An 18,814-nucleotide genomic window follows, 5' to 3' on the forward strand; every position below is an offset into this window, starting at 1 on the left:
AGGAGACGAGAAACCATGGCCAGTGAACTTAAGCGGTTGATCGACCAGGTGAGCCGCGAGAAGGGAATCGACCGCCAGACGTTGATCCATACGCTCGAGGAGGCCATCAAATCGGCTATCAAGAAGAAGTATGGGACGAGACAGGACCTGGACGTCACCTACAACGAAGAATACGGTGAGCTCGAGGCCTTTCAGTTCAAGGAAGTGGTCGAGACCGTGACCGATCCGGACAAACAAGTTTCCCTGGCGGAAGCGATCAAGCTTGATCCCGAAAGCGAAATTGGGGACGAGCTTGGTATCCGGATGGATACCGAGACACTGGGCCGTATTGCCGCGCAATCCGCCAAGCAGGTCATCATTCAGAAGATGAAAGACGCCGAGCGCGAAGTCGTCTACGAGGAATTCAAGAGTCGCAAGGGAGAGATCGCACACGGAGTCGTCCAGCGCGTGGACAAGAGCGGCATCGTGGTGAACATGGGACAGGCGGAAGCCATTCTCCCGCCCAAGGAGCAGATTCCAAGGGAAGTCTTTCGCCAGGGAGACCGGGTCAGGGCTTACGTGCTGGACGTGAAGAAGATCAGCAAGGGACCTCAGATCGTCCTGAGCCGGACTCATCCTCACTTTCTGATTCAATTGTTTCACGGCGAGGTGCCTGAGATTGTGGAAGGCATCGTGAGCATCATCAGCGCGGCCCGGGAACCGGGCTCGCGCGCCAAGATCGCCGTGATTTCCAAAGCCACGGACGTGGATCCCGTGGGCGCTTGCGTGGGCATGAAGGGAACGCGCGTGCAGAACGTCGTTCAGGAACTGCGGGGGGAAAAGATCGATATCGTGCCCTGGAACATGGACCCGGCGAAGTTCGTGGTGAACGCGCTGGCCCCGGCGATCATTTCGAAGGTCATCATCGATCAGGCCAACCGCAGCATGGAAGTCATCGTACCCGACGATCAACTGTCGTTGGCCATCGGCAAGAAAGGGCAAAACGTCCGCCTGGCATCGCGCCTCACCAACTGGCGGATAGACGTTAAGAACGAAAGCCGGCACGAACGTCAGAAGCAGACCGGATACCAATCCATGCTGCGCATCAATGGTCTGACGGCACAACTTGCCGACCGGCTCTACGAAGCGGGGATCACTTCACTCCAGGAATTCATCGATGCAAGCGGCTCGGAGCTGGAGGAACTCACCCAATTGGCAGGACCCGTCATCGAGGAGATGAAGGCCGAGGCGGGACGATTGGTACTGGAAAATGAAACGACGGCGGAAGCCGCTTCCGAGGGAAACGAAACGCAACAGGACGGGGAGGCTTCCGAGTCCCCGGAGTCCTTGGTCGAGGTTTCCGAGGAACAGGTTCAGGGGGAGTAACCGCTTTTGAAACGGGGTCATGTGCCCATTCGAACTTGTCTGGTTTGCGCGGTCAAGAAACCGAAACGCTACCTTGTTCGTGTGGCCCTCAGCTTCGAAGAGAAGTCTGTGGTGGTGGATCGCGATCAATGTGTGGGAGGACGTGGCGGTTACGTCTGCCCGGAATGCCTGCCCCGATTGAGCTTCACGAAGCGGGTCCAGAAGGCTTTCCGCAACAAAGCGAAAGGATTGGCCCCAGACGTTGGTCGGGGAACCGGCCGTGTTTGAACCGGTCCGGATTCCTGAATCGAAAAGGAATGTTCACCTCTTTTCCCCAGGGACCGCAGCCGGGCTTTCCGGCTCCGGGTTCTCCGGACGGCTCGATCGACCGACGGGGAGGAGGTTCGAAATAGATCACCACGTACTGTGCGATAGTACTACAAGGGGGAAGTATTGATGACGCGAATGAGGGTGCATGAGCTTGCGAAAGAACTCAACATGGACAATAAAGACCTGATCGATCGCATCCTTAAGCTGGGGATACAGGTCAAGAACCACATGAGCACTCTGACCGACTCCGCCGTCTTGAAGATCCGTCAGCAGTTTTCCGAGGCGAAGACCGAGACCGTTGAAGAAAAGCGTATCGGCAGAGCCGTGATCCGAAGAAGAAAGAAGCTGACCGAAGGAGAATCCGCCGCTGCGCCCGCCGAAGGTGAGGAACGCGTCGCGTCCGAGGCGTTGCCCGTGGAGGCGGAGATGCCCGCTCAACCGGTGGAGGCGCCGGAGTTGATCGCGGAACCCATCTCGAAGCTTCCCCCCGAGGTGGGCGTCGCCCAGCCGCAACTCCCCGAAGAACCCGAGCCGGCACCTGAGCCCCTCATTCCGGCAGTAAAACCCGAAGAGGCCGCCGCCTCGGAACTCGCCGTGGAACCCCAGACAGTCGTTCCCCCGGTCGCTGCGCCCGCGGCGGAAGTCAAACCGGCCCGTCCGCCGATGGAGGCGCCTGCGCCGGCACGCAAACCCCCCGAGGAGAAGGAAACGAAGGTGAAACACGCTGAACCCGAATCGCTCGCTGAACCGCTGCCCTCCCCCGCCCCCGTTGAGCTCACCCTCGTGCCTGCCGAGTCTGCCGCCGGCCAGGTTGCCGAAAGAACCGACGAGGAAGAAGAGGAAGACGACAAGGCCAGACCGAAGAAGGCTAAGAAGAGACGGCGCAAGAAGGTGCGCAAGGATGAGCCTGCGCGGATCATCAAGCTCCCGGAGATCATCCCGGAGGAACCCGAAGAGGAAGCGGTCCTGCCCGCTCACCTGGCGACCCGCATCCAGGTCAAGACCGAAGAGGTCGAGGTCAAGGAAGCTCCCCGCAAGAAGCGGCCCCGTCCCGAGGAATTCGAGAAGGAGGCTGCCGAACGCAAGGCCAAGGGCACCCGGCGCAAGGAGGTTTTCGAGCGCGAAGACCTTTACTCGAAACAGGAGATCGCCGCCCAGGACGATCGCGGTCGGCTCAAGGGGGACAAGAGACGACCTTTTGCGAAGGAGCCGGCGCGGCCCGAAATCGCCGTCGTGAAGCCGGGAAAGCGTAAAATCCGGGTCGACGAAGCCATAACCGTGGCGAACCTGGCCAAACAGATGGGGATAAAGGCCACGGAACTGATCAAGAAGCTCCTGCTGCTGGGCCTGCCCGCCAACATCAACCAGGCTGTCGATTTTGACACGGCCGCCCTGCTGGCCTCGGAGTTTGAATTCGAAGTCGAGAAGACCGGGTTCGAGGAAGAGGAACTCCTCCAGGTCCGTGAGGACCGGGTCGAAGACCTCATCCGAAGGCCACCCGTCATTACCGTCATGGGCCATGTCGATCACGGCAAGACCTCTCTGCTCGACGCCATTCGCGATACGAACGTGATCGGCGGGGAAGCCGGCGGCATCACTCAGCACATCGGCGCCTACTATGTGATGCTCCCCAACGGGAACGTCGTCTTTCTCGACACTCCGGGCCACGAAGCGTTCACTTCCATGCGGGCCCGCGGGGCCAAGGTCACGGACATCGTGATTCTGGTGGTTGCCGCAGACGACGGCGTCATGCAGCAGACGATCGAGGCCATCAATCACGCCAAGGCGGCGGAAGTGCCCATCATTGTCGCCATCAACAAGGTGGACAAGCCCAACGCCAACATCGACCGGGTCAAGAGGGAGCTCGCCGAGCACGGGCTGATCCCGGAAGAATGGGGTGGAAACGTCACCATGGTGGGAATATCGGCCAAGAAACGCACGGGTATCGAGGAACTGCTGGAAATGGTCCTGCTCCAGGCCGAGCTGCTCGAGCTCAAGGCCAACCCTGCAAAGCCGGCGCGCGGCCGGGTGATCGAAGCGAAGCTGGACAAGGGAAGAGGGCCCGTCGCGACCATCCTGATCCAGGAAGGCACCCTGCGCACCGGCGACGTCTACCTGTGCGGCGTGAATTCCGGTCGTGTCAGGAACATGTTCAGCGACCGCGGGCAACGGCTGGATGAAGCGGGACCGTCAATGCCCGTGGAAGTGCTCGGGCTGTCGGGCGTGCCCAATGCCGGAGACGATTTCATCACCCTGCCGGACGAGAGGCAGGCGAAGATGATCGCGGAACACCGCCTCGTCAAGCTCCGCGAAAAGGAGCTGTCGCGGACCAGCAAAGTCACCCTGGAGAGTCTGTTCGAACAGATCCAGGAAGGCGAAATCAAGGAACTGAACCTGATCCTGAAGGCCGACGTGCATGGCTCTCTCGAGGCCATCACGGATTCGCTGCTCAAGCTGTCCACCCCGGAAGTCAAGGTCAGTCTGATCCATTTCGGTACCGGTGCCGTCATTGAAACGGACGTGATGCTCGCATCCGCCTCCAATGCCATCGTGATCGGTTTCAACGTCAGGTCGGAGACGAAGGTGCAGGAACTGGCGGATCAGGAGAACGTGGATGTGCGCTACTACGATGTCATCTATCAACTCCTGAGCGACGTCAAGGACGCCATGGTCGGCATGCTCGAACCCGTCTTCAAGGAAAACGTGATCGGCCGCGCCGAAGTGCGACAGACCTTCCAGGTTCCCAAGATCGGCATGATCGCGGGCAGCTTCGTCCTGGAAGGGCGCGTGGAAAGAAACGCCAAATGCCGCGTGCTCCGGGATCACGTGGTCACCTATGACGGAAAAATCAGTTCGCTGAGGCGATTCAAGGATGACGCCAAGGAAGTGAAGGCGGGCTTCGAATGCGGAATTGGCGTCGAAAACTTCAACGACATCAAGGTGGGTGATATCCTCGAAGTCTATGAACTTCAGGAGATGAAGCCCGTCCTGGAATCCCCGCCGGGGGACAAATGATCGGGATTGAAGCGCAGCCATGACGGTGGGAGTTGCTCGAGTGGTCTTCAGGCTCCATGGGAATCAGTCGCTCAAGGACAAGCGCAGCGTGGTCAAGAGCCTGGTTGAGAAGAGCCGGCACAGGTTCAACGTGTCCGTTGCGGAAGTCGCCGACCAGGACCTCCACCAGAAGGCGACGATCGGCATCGCGGTCATCGGCAGCGACGGACGGGTGATCAATTCGGTTTTGGACCGCATCATGGCTTTCATGGAGTCGCTCGGCCTTGCGGAGCTCGTAGCGCAGGAGATCGAGCTGATTCCTCTCGGGGAATAGTGATTTGGGAAATCGTGCGGGAATACGGATCGAAAGCCGGGAAGCGGTTCAATACCGCCGCAATGCCGGATTTTGAGGTGATCGACCATGGAATACAAACGGGCTGACCGGGTTGCAGACTTGCTGCGCAGGGAGATGGCGGATCTGCTCCTGCGCAGGATCAAGGATCCGAGGGTCTCAAAGGTCACCATCACCGCGATTGAAGTGACCGACGACCTGCAGAATGCCAAAGTATTCTTTTGCCTCATGGGCGCGGCAACCGAAGAGGAAAAGCGTTCGGCGGCCCTCGGGCTGAACAGGGGCAAGGGTTTCATGCGCCTGGAACTCGGGAAGAGGTTGCATCTGAGATATCTTCCGCAACTCTCCTTCCACTACGACAGCTCCTTCGAGTACGGGGACAAGATCGAACGCCTGTTGAAAGAATTGCATAAGAATGAATGAGTCGCAGCTCGAAATCTTATCGGAAATCGTCAGGGCCGTGAAGGCCGGCCGGCGATTCCTCGTGGTCACCCACGTCAGGCCCGACGGCGATGCCGTCGGGTCGGTCCTTGCGCTGACTTTCATGCTGCGCAAACTGGGCAGGAAAGCCGATGCGTATTGCGCCGACCCGCTTCCCATCGGGTACGATTTCCTGGCCGGAGCAGAGGACATCAGGCACGACGTTTCCGATCCCTCTTCTTATGATGTAGCCATAACCGTGGACTGCGGAGACTTCCAGCGGGTGGGGGACGAGCTTGCGGAAGCGATTGCCCGTATCCCTTTGCTGATCAACATCGACCACCATGTCGGCAAATCCGTCTTCGGGCACATCAACTGGGTGCAGACTTCGGCGAGCAGCACATGCGAGATGCTGTATCGCCTGAGTTCCATGCTCGAAGTGCCGCTCGACGCCGACATCGCTTCCCAGCTCTACACGGGAATCCTGACGGATACCGGGTCTTTTCGGTTTTCCAACACCAACCGCGATGTGCTGGAAATCGCCTCCAGGCTTGTCGCATCGGGGGCGCAGCCGTCACTGATCGCCCAATACGTGTACGACTCCGGCCAGCCCCAGCGTTTGCGGCTGCTGGCCAAAGTCCTGGCCACCGTGACGTTTCACGCCGACAACCGCCTCGCCGCGGCGGAACTGAGCCAGAAAATGCTGGCCGAAACCGAAACCTCCCACCTGGACAGCGAAGGGTTCATCAATGAGCTGCGTTCGGTGCGGCCGGTCAGGCTGGCCATGCTCTTCCGGGAAGGCCGCAACGGAATGGTGCACGTCAGTCTGAGGTCCAAGGGGGATGTCGATGTCGCCGGTTTCGCCCACAAATACGGCGGAGGAGGTCATCGGCAGGCGGCCGCGTTTCGTGTCGCCGGGAACCTGGAGGAGGTCCGGTCTGCATTTACCACTGAAGCGTTGAGCTATATTGCATGAGAGAGATGTTTCCCATAACCGCGCAATCGAGCACGGCATCCACGGGCGGTAACCCCTCCCGCCCCGATTTCGCCATGCGCGAAAAGGAGCCGAGCGGGCTCCTGGTTCTCGACAAGCCTGAAGGAATGACGTCCTCGACCCTCGTCACCAGGGTCAAGAGGCTGTTAGGCCTTCGCAAGGCAGGCCACTGCGGAACGCTGGACCCTTTCGCCACGGGTGTGCTCCTTGTATGCGTGAACCAGGCCACTCGATTCGCCGAGCAGCTGACCGGCCAGACCAAAGTCTACCGTTTCACCGCGCGCTTGGGCATCGAAACGGATACGCTCGACAGGACCGGCACGGTGGTGCGCACCCGCGATGACGTGGTCCCGTCCGAACGGGAACTGCTGGAGGCGGTGCGCTTGCACGAGGGGACACAGGTGCAGGAGGTTCCTCGGTACGCGGCCGTGAAGGTTCAGGGAAAACGGCTGTACGAGCTGGCGAGAAAGGGAATCGATGTCGAGCTGCCCAGGCGGGAAGTGCATATCCATCGCTTCGACTTGATTTCCTACCGTTACCCCGAGGTTGTTCTGGAAACGAAGTGCTCGAAGGGCACGTACGTTCGTCAGTTGGCGGCGGATTTGGGGAGGCGCCTGGGATGCGGGGCTCACGTCATGCATCTGCGGCGGCTCGCGTGCGGCCCCTTCGGCCTGGAGCGGGCAAGCTCGCTGGAGCAGATGCACGACGGGGCTTCGGACGGCTCCTGGTTGGCGAAGCTCGTTCCCATGGCCGACGCGCTTTCGCACCTGCCCGCGCTGACGATCGAGGACGGGCAGGTTCTCAGTCGCTTGCGGTACGGACAGCTTGACGCAGACTGGGAGGCGGAACACTCCGGACGGTTTTCCCGGCGCGTGGGACCGGTGCGTATCGTCACCGCCGACGGACGCCTGGCGGCACTCTGGTGGCCGTGGCCGGAATCGGAGCACCAACGCCGTTTACGCGTGTTTCAACTTTGAGGAGAGGTTTCAGTCCATGACTGAATTCAGAGGAACGCAAACAAGAATGGTCCACAGGTCTTGCGATTGACATCCAGAGACTGACGACCGGGCGACCTGGGTCGCAATCAGTCAACACACAATACTTTATCACGTTCAAGGAGGATCAAGCCGTGGTAATGACCCCTGAAAAGAAGAAGGAAATCATCGAAGGATTCAAAGTGCACTCGGCCGATACCGGGTCCCCGGAAGTGCAGATAGCCCTGCTCAGTGAGAGAATCAGCTATCTGACGGAACACTTTAAAATGCACAAGAAAGATCATCATTCACGCCGGGGCCTCCTGAAGCTGGTTGGACAGCGCAGGCAGCTCCTCAATTACCTCAAAAAGAAGAACGCCGAACGTTACAATAACGTGATCGAACGTTTGGGACTGCGCCGCTAGCCGCGCCTGGTCATCTCTCCCTCGGGGCGAGATATCGTTCAAAATAAGGAAATGACCTATGAAGCATTCAGTTCAAGTGGAAGTCGGCGGTCGCCCGATGGTATTCGAAGCCGGGGAGATTGCCCGCCAGGCCGGCGGTTCCGTGCTCATGCGTTACGGAGACACGGTGGTGCTTATTGCAGCGACGAAGGAGGACCGAATTCGGGAAGGAATCGATTTCGTGCCTCTTATGGTGGACTATCAGGAGATGAGTTATGCCGCGGGGCGAATTCCGGGCGGGTTCTTCCGCCGCGAGATCGGCCGTCCGAGCGAGAAGGAAACTCTGACCTCCCGCCTGATCGACCGGCCCATCCGTCCGCTCTTTCCGAAAAAATACTGCTACGAGACTCAGGTGGTCGCCACAGTCCTTTCGGTGGACATGGAGAATGAACCTGATGTCGTGGCGCTGACCGGAGCTTCGACGGCTCTCCATATTTCCCCGGTGCCCTTCCAGGGACCGGTGGCGGCCGTACGCGTCGGCAGAATCAACGGATCCTTCGCCATCAATCCCAGCGCGAAGGAACTCCTCGAGAGCGACCTGAACGTCGTGGTGGCCGGCTCACGCGACGCGGTGGTGATGGTCGAAGGCGGCGCGGATTTCGTTTCGGAAGACGATCTCGTCGATGCCATCGACTTCGGGCACAAAGCCATTCTCCCCATCCTGGACGCCCAGGACGAGCTTCAGCGCAGGATCGCACCGGTAAAGGAGGCGCCTCCCGAGGTGGTGAGGAATGAATCCCTGGTCCAGGCTGTCCGGGACGCCGCCGCGGCGGAAATGCGCGCGGTCATGACCACGCCGGAAAAGCACCCGCGTCGCGATCGGAAGAAAGCCCTGAAAGAACGTATCCAGGCGGAACTGGTCTCCGATGATCCCGATCGCCCGAAGCAGATCGACAATATTCTTGAAGACCTGGAAAAGGAAGTGGTTCGGCGCATGATGGTGGAGGAAGGCCGCCGGATCGACGGAAGAAGGTTCGACGAGATCCGCCCCATCAACATCCAGGCGGGCGTTCTGCCGAGAACTCACGGTTCGGCGGTTTTCACCCGCGGCGAAACACAGGTGCTGGCCGTCGTGACGCTCGGCTCCTCTTCGGATGAGCAGAAGATCGAGGCCCTGGCGGGTGAAACCTTCAAGTCGTTCATGCTCCACTACAATTTCCCCGCGTTTTCCGTAGGCGAAGTCCGTCCGCTCCGCGGGCCGGGACGTCGGGAGATCGGACACGGGGCTCTCGCTGAACGATCGGTGAAAGCCGTGCTTCCCAGGGACGGCGAATTCCCATACACCATCCGGGTGGTCTCCGAGGTCCTGGAATCCAACGGATCGAGCTCCATGGCCACCGTTTGCGGGTCTTCGCTGGCGCTCATGGACGCAGGGGTTCCCATCACCGAACCGGTCGGGGGCATCGCCATGGGGTTGGTGAAGGAAGGGGACAAAATCATCGTTCTCTCGGACATCCTTGGCGATGAAGACCACCTTGGCGATATGGATTTCAAGGTCACGGGCAGCGAACGGGGCATCACTGCGATCCAGATGGACGTGAAGATCGCCGGAATCGACCGCGGCATCATGCAGCGCGCACTGGAACAGGCGCGCGCCGGCCGAATCTTCATCCTGGGGAAAATGAAGGAAGTGCTGTCGGCCCCGAGGCCTGAACTGTCCCCGTACGCCCCCCGCGTCATCACCATCATGATCAACCCGGAAAAGATCCGCGACGTGATCGGACCGGGAGGGAAGGTCATCCGTTCCATCGTTGCCGAAACGGGGGCCAAGATCGATATCGAAGATTCCGGAAAAGTCGTCATCATGAGCCCGGACGGCGCCGCCTGCGACAAGGCGGTGGAGCGGATCCGGGGGCTGACGCAGGAACCCGAGGTGGGGCAGCTCTACATGTCCCGCATTGTACGCGTCACCGATTTCGGAGCCTTTGCGGAAATCCTGCCCAACATCGAAGGTCTGATACACATCTCCCAGCTCGAGCACAGGCGGGTGCGCAAGGTCACCGACGTGGTCCAGGAAGGGGACGAGGTTCTTGTCAAGGTCATCGAAATCGACAAGGACGGGCGAATCCGCCTGAGTCGGAAAGCTGCCCTCGAAAAACCTGAAGGCGGCGGCCAATAGAGGGTATTGAACGCACACGAGGGCGCACGCTCTTCACTACCGGCCTGTGCCCCGTGGCCGTGGAAACTCCCCGGTTCGGCGTCTGAAGCGGCGCCGCGCCGTTTCGACCTGACGCTCGTTATCCGTGCTGATCGGCATCCTCAGTGGGAGAGAGGGAACATTGCATCAAAAAACGGTTCTCCGCAACGGTATTCGTGTGCTGACCGAAAAGATTCCTTTTGCGCATTCGGTATCTACCGGGATTTGGGTCGGCGTGGGATCAAGAGACGAGGAAGAGGATGAGAGGGGGATCACTCACTTCATCGAGCACATGCTGTTCAAGGGAACTCAGCGACGAAGCGCGCTCGACATAGCCAAAGAGTTCGATTCCGTCGGGGGGTTCGCCAACGCCTTCACATCGAAGGAACACGTCTGCGTTCACGCCAAGGTTCTGGCATCCCACCTCCCCCTGGTGGTGGACGTCCTTTCGGATATCTTCTTGAATTCCGTGTTCTCGGACAACGAAATCGAACGGGAACAACAGGTGATCCTCCAGGAAATCCGGATGATCGAAGATACTCCGGATGAGTACGTTCACATCCTTTTCCAGGAGATGTTCTGGAAGGACAACCCCCTGGGGCTGCCGATCTATGGATCGGCACAGGCCCTGGAGTCGCTCGACAGGACAAAGGTGCTTCGTTACCTGTCGCGGCATTTCCACTCCGACAAGATCGTCATCTCCGCGGCCGGCAACCTGGATCACGATCGTTTCCTGGAGCTCATCGGCCCCCCCATGGAAGGTCTCAACCATCCCGCGCTGCCCGGCCGGCGGGTCGTTCCAAAGAACCACCCCCTTGTCAGGATCATTCCCAAGGACCTGGAACTGGTCCACGTCTGTCTCGGAATGAGAGGCAATTCCCAGGTGGACGAAAACCGGTTCGCCTCGCATCTTTTGAACGTGGTACTGGGAAGCAGCATGAGCAGCAGGCTGTTCCAGGAAATCAGGGAAAAACGAGGCCTCGCCTACTCGGTCTATTCATTCTCGCACAGTCATGTGGACGCGGGCATCCTTGGAATTTACGCCGGAGTCGGCGCGCGGAACGTGCAAGAGACACTCGAGCTCATCCGGGAACAGCTCTCCCTACTGGCCGATGAACTCATCTCCGACGAGGAGCTCAATGCCGCCAAGGAATACCTGAGGGGAAGCATGTACCTGAATGCGGAAAGCACCGACTCCCGAATGAACCGGATGGCCAAGAACGAGTTTCTTTTCGGTCGCTTTGTCGATTTTTCGGAAATCGAGGAGAAGATTGTCGGTGTCCGCGCGGAGCAGATCCGGGATTGGTTCCGGGAAGTCTATACACCGCAGGAGTTGACGGTGTTGCTAATGGGACCGGTGGAGATGGACCGCGCCGATGTGGAAAAGGCACTCTCCTGACAGCCCGTGAAGAGAGCCAGGGAGATGCTTTTTGCCGTCCATGGAAAGGACGCGACCAGGGCCGCGTCGAAGTGAGCGGGCTGCCCTCGTCTTCCGCGACCCCTAGGCGGAAACCCGGTGGGAAACCCAGGGCGCCGCTCTCGGCGGGCCGGCTGCCGCATTTTCAAGGTGATGGCGGGAAGTTGGGTTCAGCCGGGGTGAAGCCCGGAGCGGATTGTTCCGCGCACTCCCGAGGACACGTCCATGTCGCTCATGTTTCAGGTCATTGCCAGCGGTTCCAAGGGAAACTCGATCCTGATTTCAAGCCCCCGGACGCACATCCTCCTGGATGCCGGGCTGAGCGCGAGAGAGCTTGTCCGCCGGCTCGAAAAGACTTCCGTGAACGCCCGGCAACTGGACGCGGTGGTCGTCAGCCACGAGCACGCCGACCATGTTCGGGGCGTCGGAGTGCTGAGCCGCCGGTTCGAACTGGTCGTCCACCTCAGCCAGGGTTCCCTGGAAGGCCTGGACCCGCAGATCGGCCGTCTGGCCGGCCACCAGGTCTTTCAGCCGGGCCGGGCTTTCGACATCGGCGACCTTCGGCTGCATCCTTTTCCCATTTCCCACGACGCCCGGGAACCGTCCGGTTTCGTTGTCGAGCACGCCGGCGTGAGGCTAGGCATCTGCACCGACCTCGGGGTCGTCACCGAGCTTGTCAAGGCAAGACTGCAGGGATGCTCCGGCCTGGTCATCGAAGCAAATCACGATCCGGACCTCCTGATCAACGGCCCCTATCCGTGGCACCTCAAACAGCGCATCAGGAGCCGGCACGGGCATCTGTCCAACATCGACAGCCTGGAGCTGCTGAAATGCCTCTACAACGAATGCTTGCGTTCAGTTGTGTTCGCCCACCTGAGCGAAACGAACAACCACCCCGAACTCGTGCTTGAAAACTCCAGGGATTTGGTCAACAATCCCCGGTGGGAGAAGGTCCGTTTCCAAGTTGGAAAACAGCATGACGTCACGCCGCCCGTCGAACTGATGTGACGCCGCCCATCCGGCGTCCTTCGCTCCATGCCCCGAATCCGGACGCTCATCAGGTTTTCCGCCCGGTATCGCAAAACACGGATTGACCTGTGCCGGCCCGGGACCTGCCGCCGCCCCTTCGGGGAACGCGCGCAAGCCCCGGCTGATACAATTTTGCGTTCAAGACGAGTGCATTGGCCGGGAAAGCATAAAGCCCTTCCCTGCGTCTGACGGGCGCATCGGTCCGTAGCAAGGGGCGGGCTCTATGCCCACCCGCTTCACCTCCCAACGGGCAGGTGTTGTGTCATCTCTTATGAACGCATCTCGGTATGAAACTACGATCGCAAGGATGATTCCGTGGAGACTCTGCAAAAGTGCCTGCTGCTTCCCATCGACGGAAGCGAGGAATGTCTCAGGCCGGTTTCGTTCCTGAAGCGCCTGTACCCTGACTTGCGGAACATCAGCGTGATCCTCTTCTACTTGCGACCTCCGCTGTCCCCTTTCTACCAGGAAAAAGCGGATTCCGTGCCGTTGCTGGAAAAAAGAAAAGAGTTGTTCGCCGCCAGGGAGAGGAACTCTCGCGCGATCTTTGAGAATGCGCGAAGACACCTCATTCGCGCGGGGTTTTCCGATGAGACGGTCCAGGAGTGTGCGGAGGAGAAACAATCCAGCGCAGGACGCCATGCATGCCTGCTCGCCGATATCAGGCAGGTGGACGCGGTCCTGGTTCAGAAGCGGGTCAGCAGCAGCCTGGAAGGTTTCCTGCGAGGGGACCCGACTTCGGACCTGCTTCGACACTGCCTGGCAAGCCCGATCTGGTTCACCGAGGGACAAGTCGATCCCGAGCGTGCCGCCATTTGCGTTCTCAACGAAGACGCATCGTTGCGGATCGCCGATCATGCGGCCTTCATGCTTGCCGATACGACCGTGGAGATCACGCTCCTGCATGCGTCGAGAACGGTACCCCGGATGATCTCCGCGCATCCGGCCGGCGTAATGGGAGAAGAGCTCGGCTCATGGCTGAAAACGCCGGCCGGGCAAGTCATCGAGCCCTTTCTGGCGGAATCCCGTCAAATCCTGCGCACGGCGGGAATCGACGAATCCAGGGTTCGCGTGACGCTCATTCCCGACAAGGGCAACACCGCCATGGAGATCCTCTCCCACTGCCGGGAACAGGGGATCGGCATCGTTGCCCTCGGCCACTCCGAACCTGCTGGGACGTGGGGGTTCTTCAAGAACTCGGTGACTCGGAAGGTTCTCTCCGAATTCAAAAACATGGCGGTGTGGGTGAATCAGTGAGGCTGAGCGGCATCCAGTGCGGCGACTCGGCGTGAATGACCCTCGGGGGTATCCGCGCAGTGGATGGGGAACGTCACGCGCACAGAGCGCACACGTCGATCCCGCCGCCTCGACGCCTTTCGGGAGGCGGCAGGGATCGAACTCGAAATTCAGCGGGGCACCGAAAGTCAGGCGCGCTTGGGCTTCAGTCCTTTCTTGGTCAAATCCTCGTAGATGATCAGAATCGGGCTCGCCACGAAGACGGACGAGTAGGTTCCCGTGATGATGCCGATCAACATGGCGAAGGTGAAATCATGGATCACCGCGCCGCCCAGGAAAAAGAGGCACAGCAGAACGAAAAGCACGCAGGTCGAGGTGAGCAGTGTGCGGCTCAGGGTTTGATTGATCGCATCGTTGACCATCACATCGAATTTCTGTTTCCTGTCCTTGTTGCGGTTTTCCCGGATACGGTCGTAGACGATGATCGTGTCGTTGAGCGAGTAGCCCGCAAGGGTCAACAGGGCGGCGAACACCTCGATGGTGAACTCCTTGTCGAAAATGATGAAAATCCCTATGGTGATCAGGATGTCGTGCACGAGGGACACCAGTGCCCCGAGCGCGTAAGGCAACTTGAGGATCCAGCACAGAACGAGCGTGACGCACAGCGCCGCCACAACAAGGTAGGTGACGTTCGTCTGGAGAGCCTCCATGAAGTAGATCCCGACCATCAACACGCCGCCCATCACGGCACTGGTAACCCATTTGAATTCGAACCTGCCGGAAATGTAGATGGCGATGAAGAGCAGCGCGTAGTACATCGCCTTGAGCGCTTTCTGCCGCAGATCTTCGCCCACTTTGGGACCCACCATCTCCACGCGGAGCACGGTGGCCTTGCCTTCACCGAAAGCTTTGGCAAGATCGCGATCGAACTTCTGCGACAGGGCCTGCAGCTCGGACGGCATGGCATCGGTTCGGATCAGGTACTCGTTGTTCTCCTTCGAACCGACTTGCTGGATGGTGCTGTTGGCGGCCTCTTCTTTGAGCGCCTCCCGAATCGCGTCCGGGTTTGTGGGCTGGCTGAATTTCACCTGGAGCAGGGTTCCGCCGGCAAAGTCGACGCCCATGTTCAGGCCTTTCAAGTAGAACGCCGCCAATCCGATCAAGAGAACGACGACGGACGCAAGGAACGCTTTGTAGCGCATCCCCACAAAATTCAGATTGATACCGGGCTTGATCAGTTCCATTACCGCTCACCCCTTTTGGCGTCCGTGACGGACTAGATGCTCAGAGTTTTGATCCGCCGCTGGACGAGAAGGTAGTCAAAGATGACGCGCGTGACGAAGATCGCCGTAAACATGTTGGCCGCCAAACCCACGGTCAGGGTGACCGCGAATCCCCTCACGGGACCGGTGCCGAACTGGAGCAGCACCAGGGCGGCGATGATGGTGGTGACGTTCGCATCGAGAATCGTCAAGGTAGCCCTGTCATAGCCCGTTTCCAAGGCTGCCCGCGGCGTCTTGCCCAATCGCAGTTCTTCCCGTATTCGTTCATAGATGAGTACGTTCGCGTCGACGGCCATGCCGATGGTGAGGGCGATACCCGCAATGCCGGGCAGCGTCAGGGTGAACCCGAACGCCGCCATGCCCGCCAGCACCAGGAGCACGTTGAGCGCCAGGGCGAGGTCGGCCACGACACCTCCGAACCGGTAATAGATGAGCATGAAAAGAATGGTTCCGATGCCGCCCACGATGGATGCAAGCACCCCCTTGTTGATCGAATCGGCCCCAAGGGAAGGCCCGACCGTCCTTTGCTCGAGGATCTTCACCGGCGCGGGAAGCGCACCCGCTCTCAGCACGATGGCCAGATCGCGAGCTTCCTGGTCGGTGAATGATCCCGTGATGGTCGCCTTGCCGCCGCCGATGGTCTCCTGGATGACCGGAGCGGAGTAGACGACCCCGTCCAGCACGATGGCAAGCTGCTTCTTCACGTTGGCTTCAGTGATCTTTTCAAACAACTTGGCCCCCTGGGCGTCGAAATCCAGGGCGACATATGAACTGCTGTGCTGGCGGTCGATTTCCACCTGGGCGTTGGTGATGTATTCGCCGCTCATGAGGGTCCGGTCGTTGAGCACGATTTGACTTTCCGTCCTCTGCCGGGTTGTCCGGTCCGTGTGCTTCATGGGATAGATTTTGGTCCCCGCCGGCGCCTTGCCCGACTTCACGTCCTGAGGGCTCACGCCCTCCGCCACCAGCTTGAATTCCAGTTGGGCCGTCTTGCCGATAAGTTCCACGGCGCGCTGCGGGTCTTGAATGCCGGGCAGCTGCACCAGGATGCGATCCTCGCCCTGCGGCCTGATGTCCGGTTCGCTGACGCCGAACTGATCGATGCGATTGCGTATGGTCTCCAGACCCTGGGCTATGGCCGCCTTCTGGACCCGTTCCACTTCTTTCTCGTGGACCGTCAGCATGACCTTGACGGTTCCTTCGGGCTGCGTTTCGGCGCTGACCCATTTCAGTGTGGGAAATTCTTTCTCCACGAGCGGGCCGATTTGACTCTGCTGCTCGGTCCCCGGGAGCTGAACCTCTATATCCCACTTGCCGGTCTTGTCGATCTTGTTGAACGCAATCTTCTCTTTCCGGAAAGCGTCCTTGAGGTCCTCGGCCAAGCGCGTCGCAGTGTTGCTCACCGCTTGGTCCGCTTCAACCTCCAGGATGAGATGCATGCCGCCCTGGAGATCGAGTCCCAGTCTGATCTTGTCTTTCGGCAAGAATTTGCTCCATCCCGGAGGCAAGGTCGAGACGAAAGTCGGCACCAGATAAACGACCCCCACAATGAGGACCACAACCACAAGAAGTGCTCGCCATTTAAGATTGCTCAAGTTCGCTCCTCCCGAAGCTCAATCGAGACTTTCCCTGAATCCGAGTGGGCCCTCCCTCTCCATCGCGCACGGCACGGGAACGCAACGCCACTCGGCCGGAACATGTTTTCCCGCTGTGACCGGAACGGGAAAGGGCACCCGACGTTTCCGCCCGCACCCGCCCGCATGTCAGGCCGCCGATGGCCCGAGGGCGCCTATTCGGCGGGAGTCTCACCCTTGGAAATCAAGGCCGCGATGTATCCTCTGTGCACCTTGACTCGAACCTTGTCGGCAATTTCGATAGTCGCCACCGTGTCGGTCAAACCGGTGATCTTGCCCTGCAGTCCTCCTTGCGTGAGGACGACGTCGTCCTTTTTCAGGTTGCCCAGCATGGCCCGGTGTTCTTTCTGTTTCTTTTGCTGAGGCCTGATCAGGAGAAAGTAGAAAATCGCGACCATGATGATCAATGGTGCGAAAGCCGCCAGACCGCCGCCTGCGCCTTCCGCGGCGCCGCCCTGGCCAGTCGTGCCCATTGCATAAGCAATACCGGTCAAATCCATTTGGTCCTCCATGCTGCCTTTTTAGGTTGCCGAACCGGAAATCCCCTTGCCTTTCCGGAACATAGGCCGTGCCGAGCTCCCGATTCCCAATCCGGTAACCTCCATGCATCCAAACGAAAGCGTTATATAAACGATATTTTGTGAAAATTGTCAATGGTCTTGAGCCGTGCGGCGCGGGCTTCGACGGAGTTTCGCGCAAGACCGCCCCGTTGAAGAAACGCTAACCCTATGAAATTTTCGTGCCTTGGCAAAAGGAGCTTCGTCCAGACTGACGAGCCCGTTCGGGCCGCCGGAGATTTCCTCGCTTGCACCCGCAGAGTTGAGAAACAGCCCGGCGCGGCTCACCTCGATCAACCGGCAATCCGTGGGCGATACCCCGGGACCCGCACGAAAGTGCAAATCGATGCCCTGGCAACGGCTTTGCGTCTCCCGCCACGCGGGCCTTGCTTCAGGGCTGCCGAAATCCGTGCATCCGATCCCCTTCTCCCGAGCGCCGGAGAAAAGGACTGGAAAAAGCCTTGCTCTCCTTGGCCGGTTCTTTCTTAGCCGACTTTGCAGGCATTCCTTGTCTTTCAAACGAAAGAACTTAGCGAAATAATTATTAAAAAAAACCAACCAACGCACTTGCCTCCACCCTTGAAAGGACTATTATTATTAAGTAGTACCACTTGTTTGCAAAGTGAAAGCAAATCGCTGCTAACTGTTTGTAGTAAATGGAGATCACTATGTCCAACATGTCTGAGATACTTTTGATGACGCACGTTGGATTCGGCATGCTCTGCATCGTTTCAGCCCTTTGGGTATTTGTGGACACCCTCAACGCCGGGGAGGGAAATCGGGGCAGGATCGCGAGCGTCAGCCTGGCGGCTGCCGTGTTCATGTGGCTCGCCTTTTTCATCGGCGGGTATTGGTATGTGGCGGCCTACTCCGCCGATAAGGCGTTCATCCTTAAAGGGCCCTGGCCATTCGCGCACAAGTTTTTCATGGAAATGAAGGAGCACGTCGCGTTGATACTGCTTTTGCTGGTCACGTATCTTCCCATTGCGGCATCGAACGACCTGGTGTCGAATTCAGCCGCGCGCCGCCTTGTGCTTTGGGTGGCGGGGTTGACCGTGGTTCTTGGAGTGGTGATGGACGGCTCGGGCGCGATCATCGGCATGGGAGCCAAAGTTGCATTGCTGCCGAAGTAGAGGTGACAACACATGGAAAGCAAGGGGCTTGGAAAGTACAGCTTGTCATTTGGTTTGTCCCTGGCTGTCACGAGCGTGCTGAGCGCGCTTCTCGTGGTGATCAAGGAACTGAACGAGGGAACCGTCCTTGCTTGGATGAAGCAGGCCACCGGCCACCACTGGGTTACTCACGGCGTTTTCAACCTGGTGGCTTTCGTCGTGCTGGGATTTCTTTTCGCGGCCATGAGCCGCAGTCCGGCCACGAAGGAACCGTTTGGGAATCTGACCGGAGTCGTTGTCGGCACCGTCCTTGCGAGTGCTTCGATAATCGCGGGATTCTTCCTTGTGGTGAGCTGAGTCAAGGAGACCTTCCGGCAAGGCGCATGCTGAATGCCCGGACGGCCATGACGGTGGGGTGCCCTCCGGGCATCGATGCGTTGTTGTGCCGCCCGCAAGATCTGCCCGTGGAGGAGTGCTTCGTGGCGGCGTCCCGCGCGCTTTGCCTTTCCAAACGGCGGGATTTCCCGTAATATGCAG

Annotated in this window: 17 protein-coding genes; 14 read left to right on the plus strand and 3 right to left on the minus strand. The window is 59.3% G+C overall.

Annotated features, from left to right (window positions below; translation table 11 throughout):
- Positions 1-15 precede the first annotated feature (15 nt).
- From nusA to SFUM_RS06450, 12 genes are all read left to right on the plus strand, one after another.
- Positions 16-1,365 (plus strand): transcription termination factor NusA, encoded by a 1,350-nt coding sequence (gene nusA / locus SFUM_RS06400; RefSeq protein ID WP_011698090.1) that lies wholly within the window; start codon positions 16-18, stop codon positions 1,363-1,365.
- Between the two features lie 21 nt (positions 1,366-1,386).
- Positions 1,387-1,632: a YlxR family protein gene (locus tag SFUM_RS24100; RefSeq protein WP_353743162.1), complete on the plus strand. Its 246-nt coding sequence runs from the start codon at positions 1,387-1,389 to the stop codon at positions 1,630-1,632.
- Positions 1,633-1,800: 168 nt separating this feature from the next.
- Positions 1,801-4,689 carry a translation initiation factor IF-2 gene (gene infB / locus SFUM_RS06405; protein ID WP_011698091.1) on the plus strand — a complete coding sequence of 963 codons (2,889 nt, stop codon included), beginning with the start codon at positions 1,801-1,803 and terminating at the stop codon, positions 4,687-4,689.
- Positions 4,690-4,708: 19 nt separating this feature from the next.
- Complete coding sequence (locus SFUM_RS06410) at positions 4,709-5,002, plus strand: DUF503 domain-containing protein (protein WP_041440053.1); 294 nt, start codon at positions 4,709-4,711, stop codon at positions 5,000-5,002.
- A gap of 87 nt (positions 5,003-5,089) precedes the next feature.
- Positions 5,090-5,443, plus strand: a complete 354-nt coding sequence (rbfA, locus tag SFUM_RS06415) for a 30S ribosome-binding factor RbfA (protein WP_011698093.1) — start codon at positions 5,090-5,092, stop codon at positions 5,441-5,443.
- Positions 5,436-6,416, plus strand: a complete 981-nt coding sequence (locus SFUM_RS06420; RefSeq protein ID WP_011698094.1) for a DHH family phosphoesterase — start codon at positions 5,436-5,438, stop codon at positions 6,414-6,416. The genes rbfA and SFUM_RS06420 overlap by 8 nt, the downstream gene beginning before the upstream one ends.
- A complete protein-coding gene (gene truB / locus SFUM_RS06425; RefSeq protein ID WP_083763967.1) occupies positions 6,413-7,411 on the plus strand; it encodes a tRNA pseudouridine(55) synthase TruB in 999 nt (332 codons plus the stop codon). The genes SFUM_RS06420 and truB overlap by 4 nt, the downstream gene beginning before the upstream one ends.
- A 158-nt stretch (positions 7,412-7,569) precedes the next feature.
- Positions 7,570-7,833: a 30S ribosomal protein S15 gene (rpsO, locus tag SFUM_RS06430; protein ID WP_041440055.1), complete on the plus strand. Its 264-nt coding sequence runs from the start codon at positions 7,570-7,572 to the stop codon at positions 7,831-7,833.
- A 58-nt stretch (positions 7,834-7,891) separates the two neighbouring features.
- Entirely contained in the window at positions 7,892-9,991 is a 2,100-nt protein-coding gene (gene pnp, locus SFUM_RS06435) for a polyribonucleotide nucleotidyltransferase (protein ID WP_011698097.1), read from the plus strand.
- 196 nt (positions 9,992-10,187) lie between these two features.
- Positions 10,188-11,408: a M16 family metallopeptidase gene (locus tag SFUM_RS06440; RefSeq protein ID WP_167321321.1), complete on the plus strand. Its 1,221-nt coding sequence runs from the start codon at positions 10,188-10,190 to the stop codon at positions 11,406-11,408.
- A 243-nt stretch (positions 11,409-11,651) separates the two neighbouring features.
- Entirely contained in the window at positions 11,652-12,434 is a 783-nt protein-coding gene (locus SFUM_RS06445; RefSeq protein WP_011698099.1) for an MBL fold metallo-hydrolase, read from the plus strand.
- Positions 12,435-12,770: 336 nt separating this feature from the next.
- Positions 12,771-13,712 carry a universal stress protein gene (locus tag SFUM_RS06450; RefSeq protein ID WP_011698100.1) on the plus strand — a complete coding sequence of 314 codons (942 nt, stop codon included), beginning with the start codon at positions 12,771-12,773 and terminating at the stop codon, positions 13,710-13,712.
- Positions 13,713-13,879: 167 nt separating this feature from the next.
- Here SFUM_RS06450 and secF read toward each other — a convergent pair whose 3' ends face one another.
- From secF to yajC, 3 genes are all read right to left on the minus strand, one after another.
- Positions 13,880-14,935: a protein translocase subunit SecF gene (gene secF / locus SFUM_RS06455; RefSeq protein ID WP_011698101.1), complete on the minus strand. Its 1,056-nt coding sequence runs from the start codon at positions 14,933-14,935 to the stop codon at positions 13,880-13,882.
- A 32-nt stretch (positions 14,936-14,967) separates the two neighbouring features.
- The gene (secD, locus tag SFUM_RS06460) at positions 14,968-16,569 is read right to left on the minus strand and encodes a protein translocase subunit SecD (RefSeq protein ID WP_011698102.1); all 1,602 of its coding nucleotides are present in this window, start codon (positions 16,567-16,569) and stop codon (positions 14,968-14,970) included.
- A gap of 194 nt (positions 16,570-16,763) precedes the next feature.
- The gene (gene yajC / locus SFUM_RS06465; RefSeq protein ID WP_011698103.1) at positions 16,764-17,108 is read right to left on the minus strand and encodes a preprotein translocase subunit YajC; all 345 of its coding nucleotides are present in this window, start codon (positions 17,106-17,108) and stop codon (positions 16,764-16,766) included.
- A gap of 725 nt (positions 17,109-17,833) precedes the next feature.
- Between yajC and SFUM_RS06470 the strand changes: the two genes are divergently transcribed.
- Positions 17,834-18,298 (plus strand): hypothetical protein, encoded by a 465-nt coding sequence (locus SFUM_RS06470; protein ID WP_011698105.1) that lies wholly within the window; start codon positions 17,834-17,836, stop codon positions 18,296-18,298.
- Positions 18,299-18,310: 12 nt separating this feature from the next.
- On the plus strand, positions 18,311-18,634 hold the full coding sequence (locus SFUM_RS06475; protein WP_011698106.1) for a 3'-5' exonuclease family protein: 324 nt from the start codon (positions 18,311-18,313) through the stop codon (positions 18,632-18,634).
- Positions 18,635-18,814: the final 180 nt, after the last annotated feature.

The organism is Syntrophobacter fumaroxidans MPOB (assembly GCF_000014965.1).
Taxonomy (GTDB): Bacteria; Desulfobacterota; Syntrophobacteria; order Syntrophobacterales; family Syntrophobacteraceae; genus Syntrophobacter; species Syntrophobacter fumaroxidans.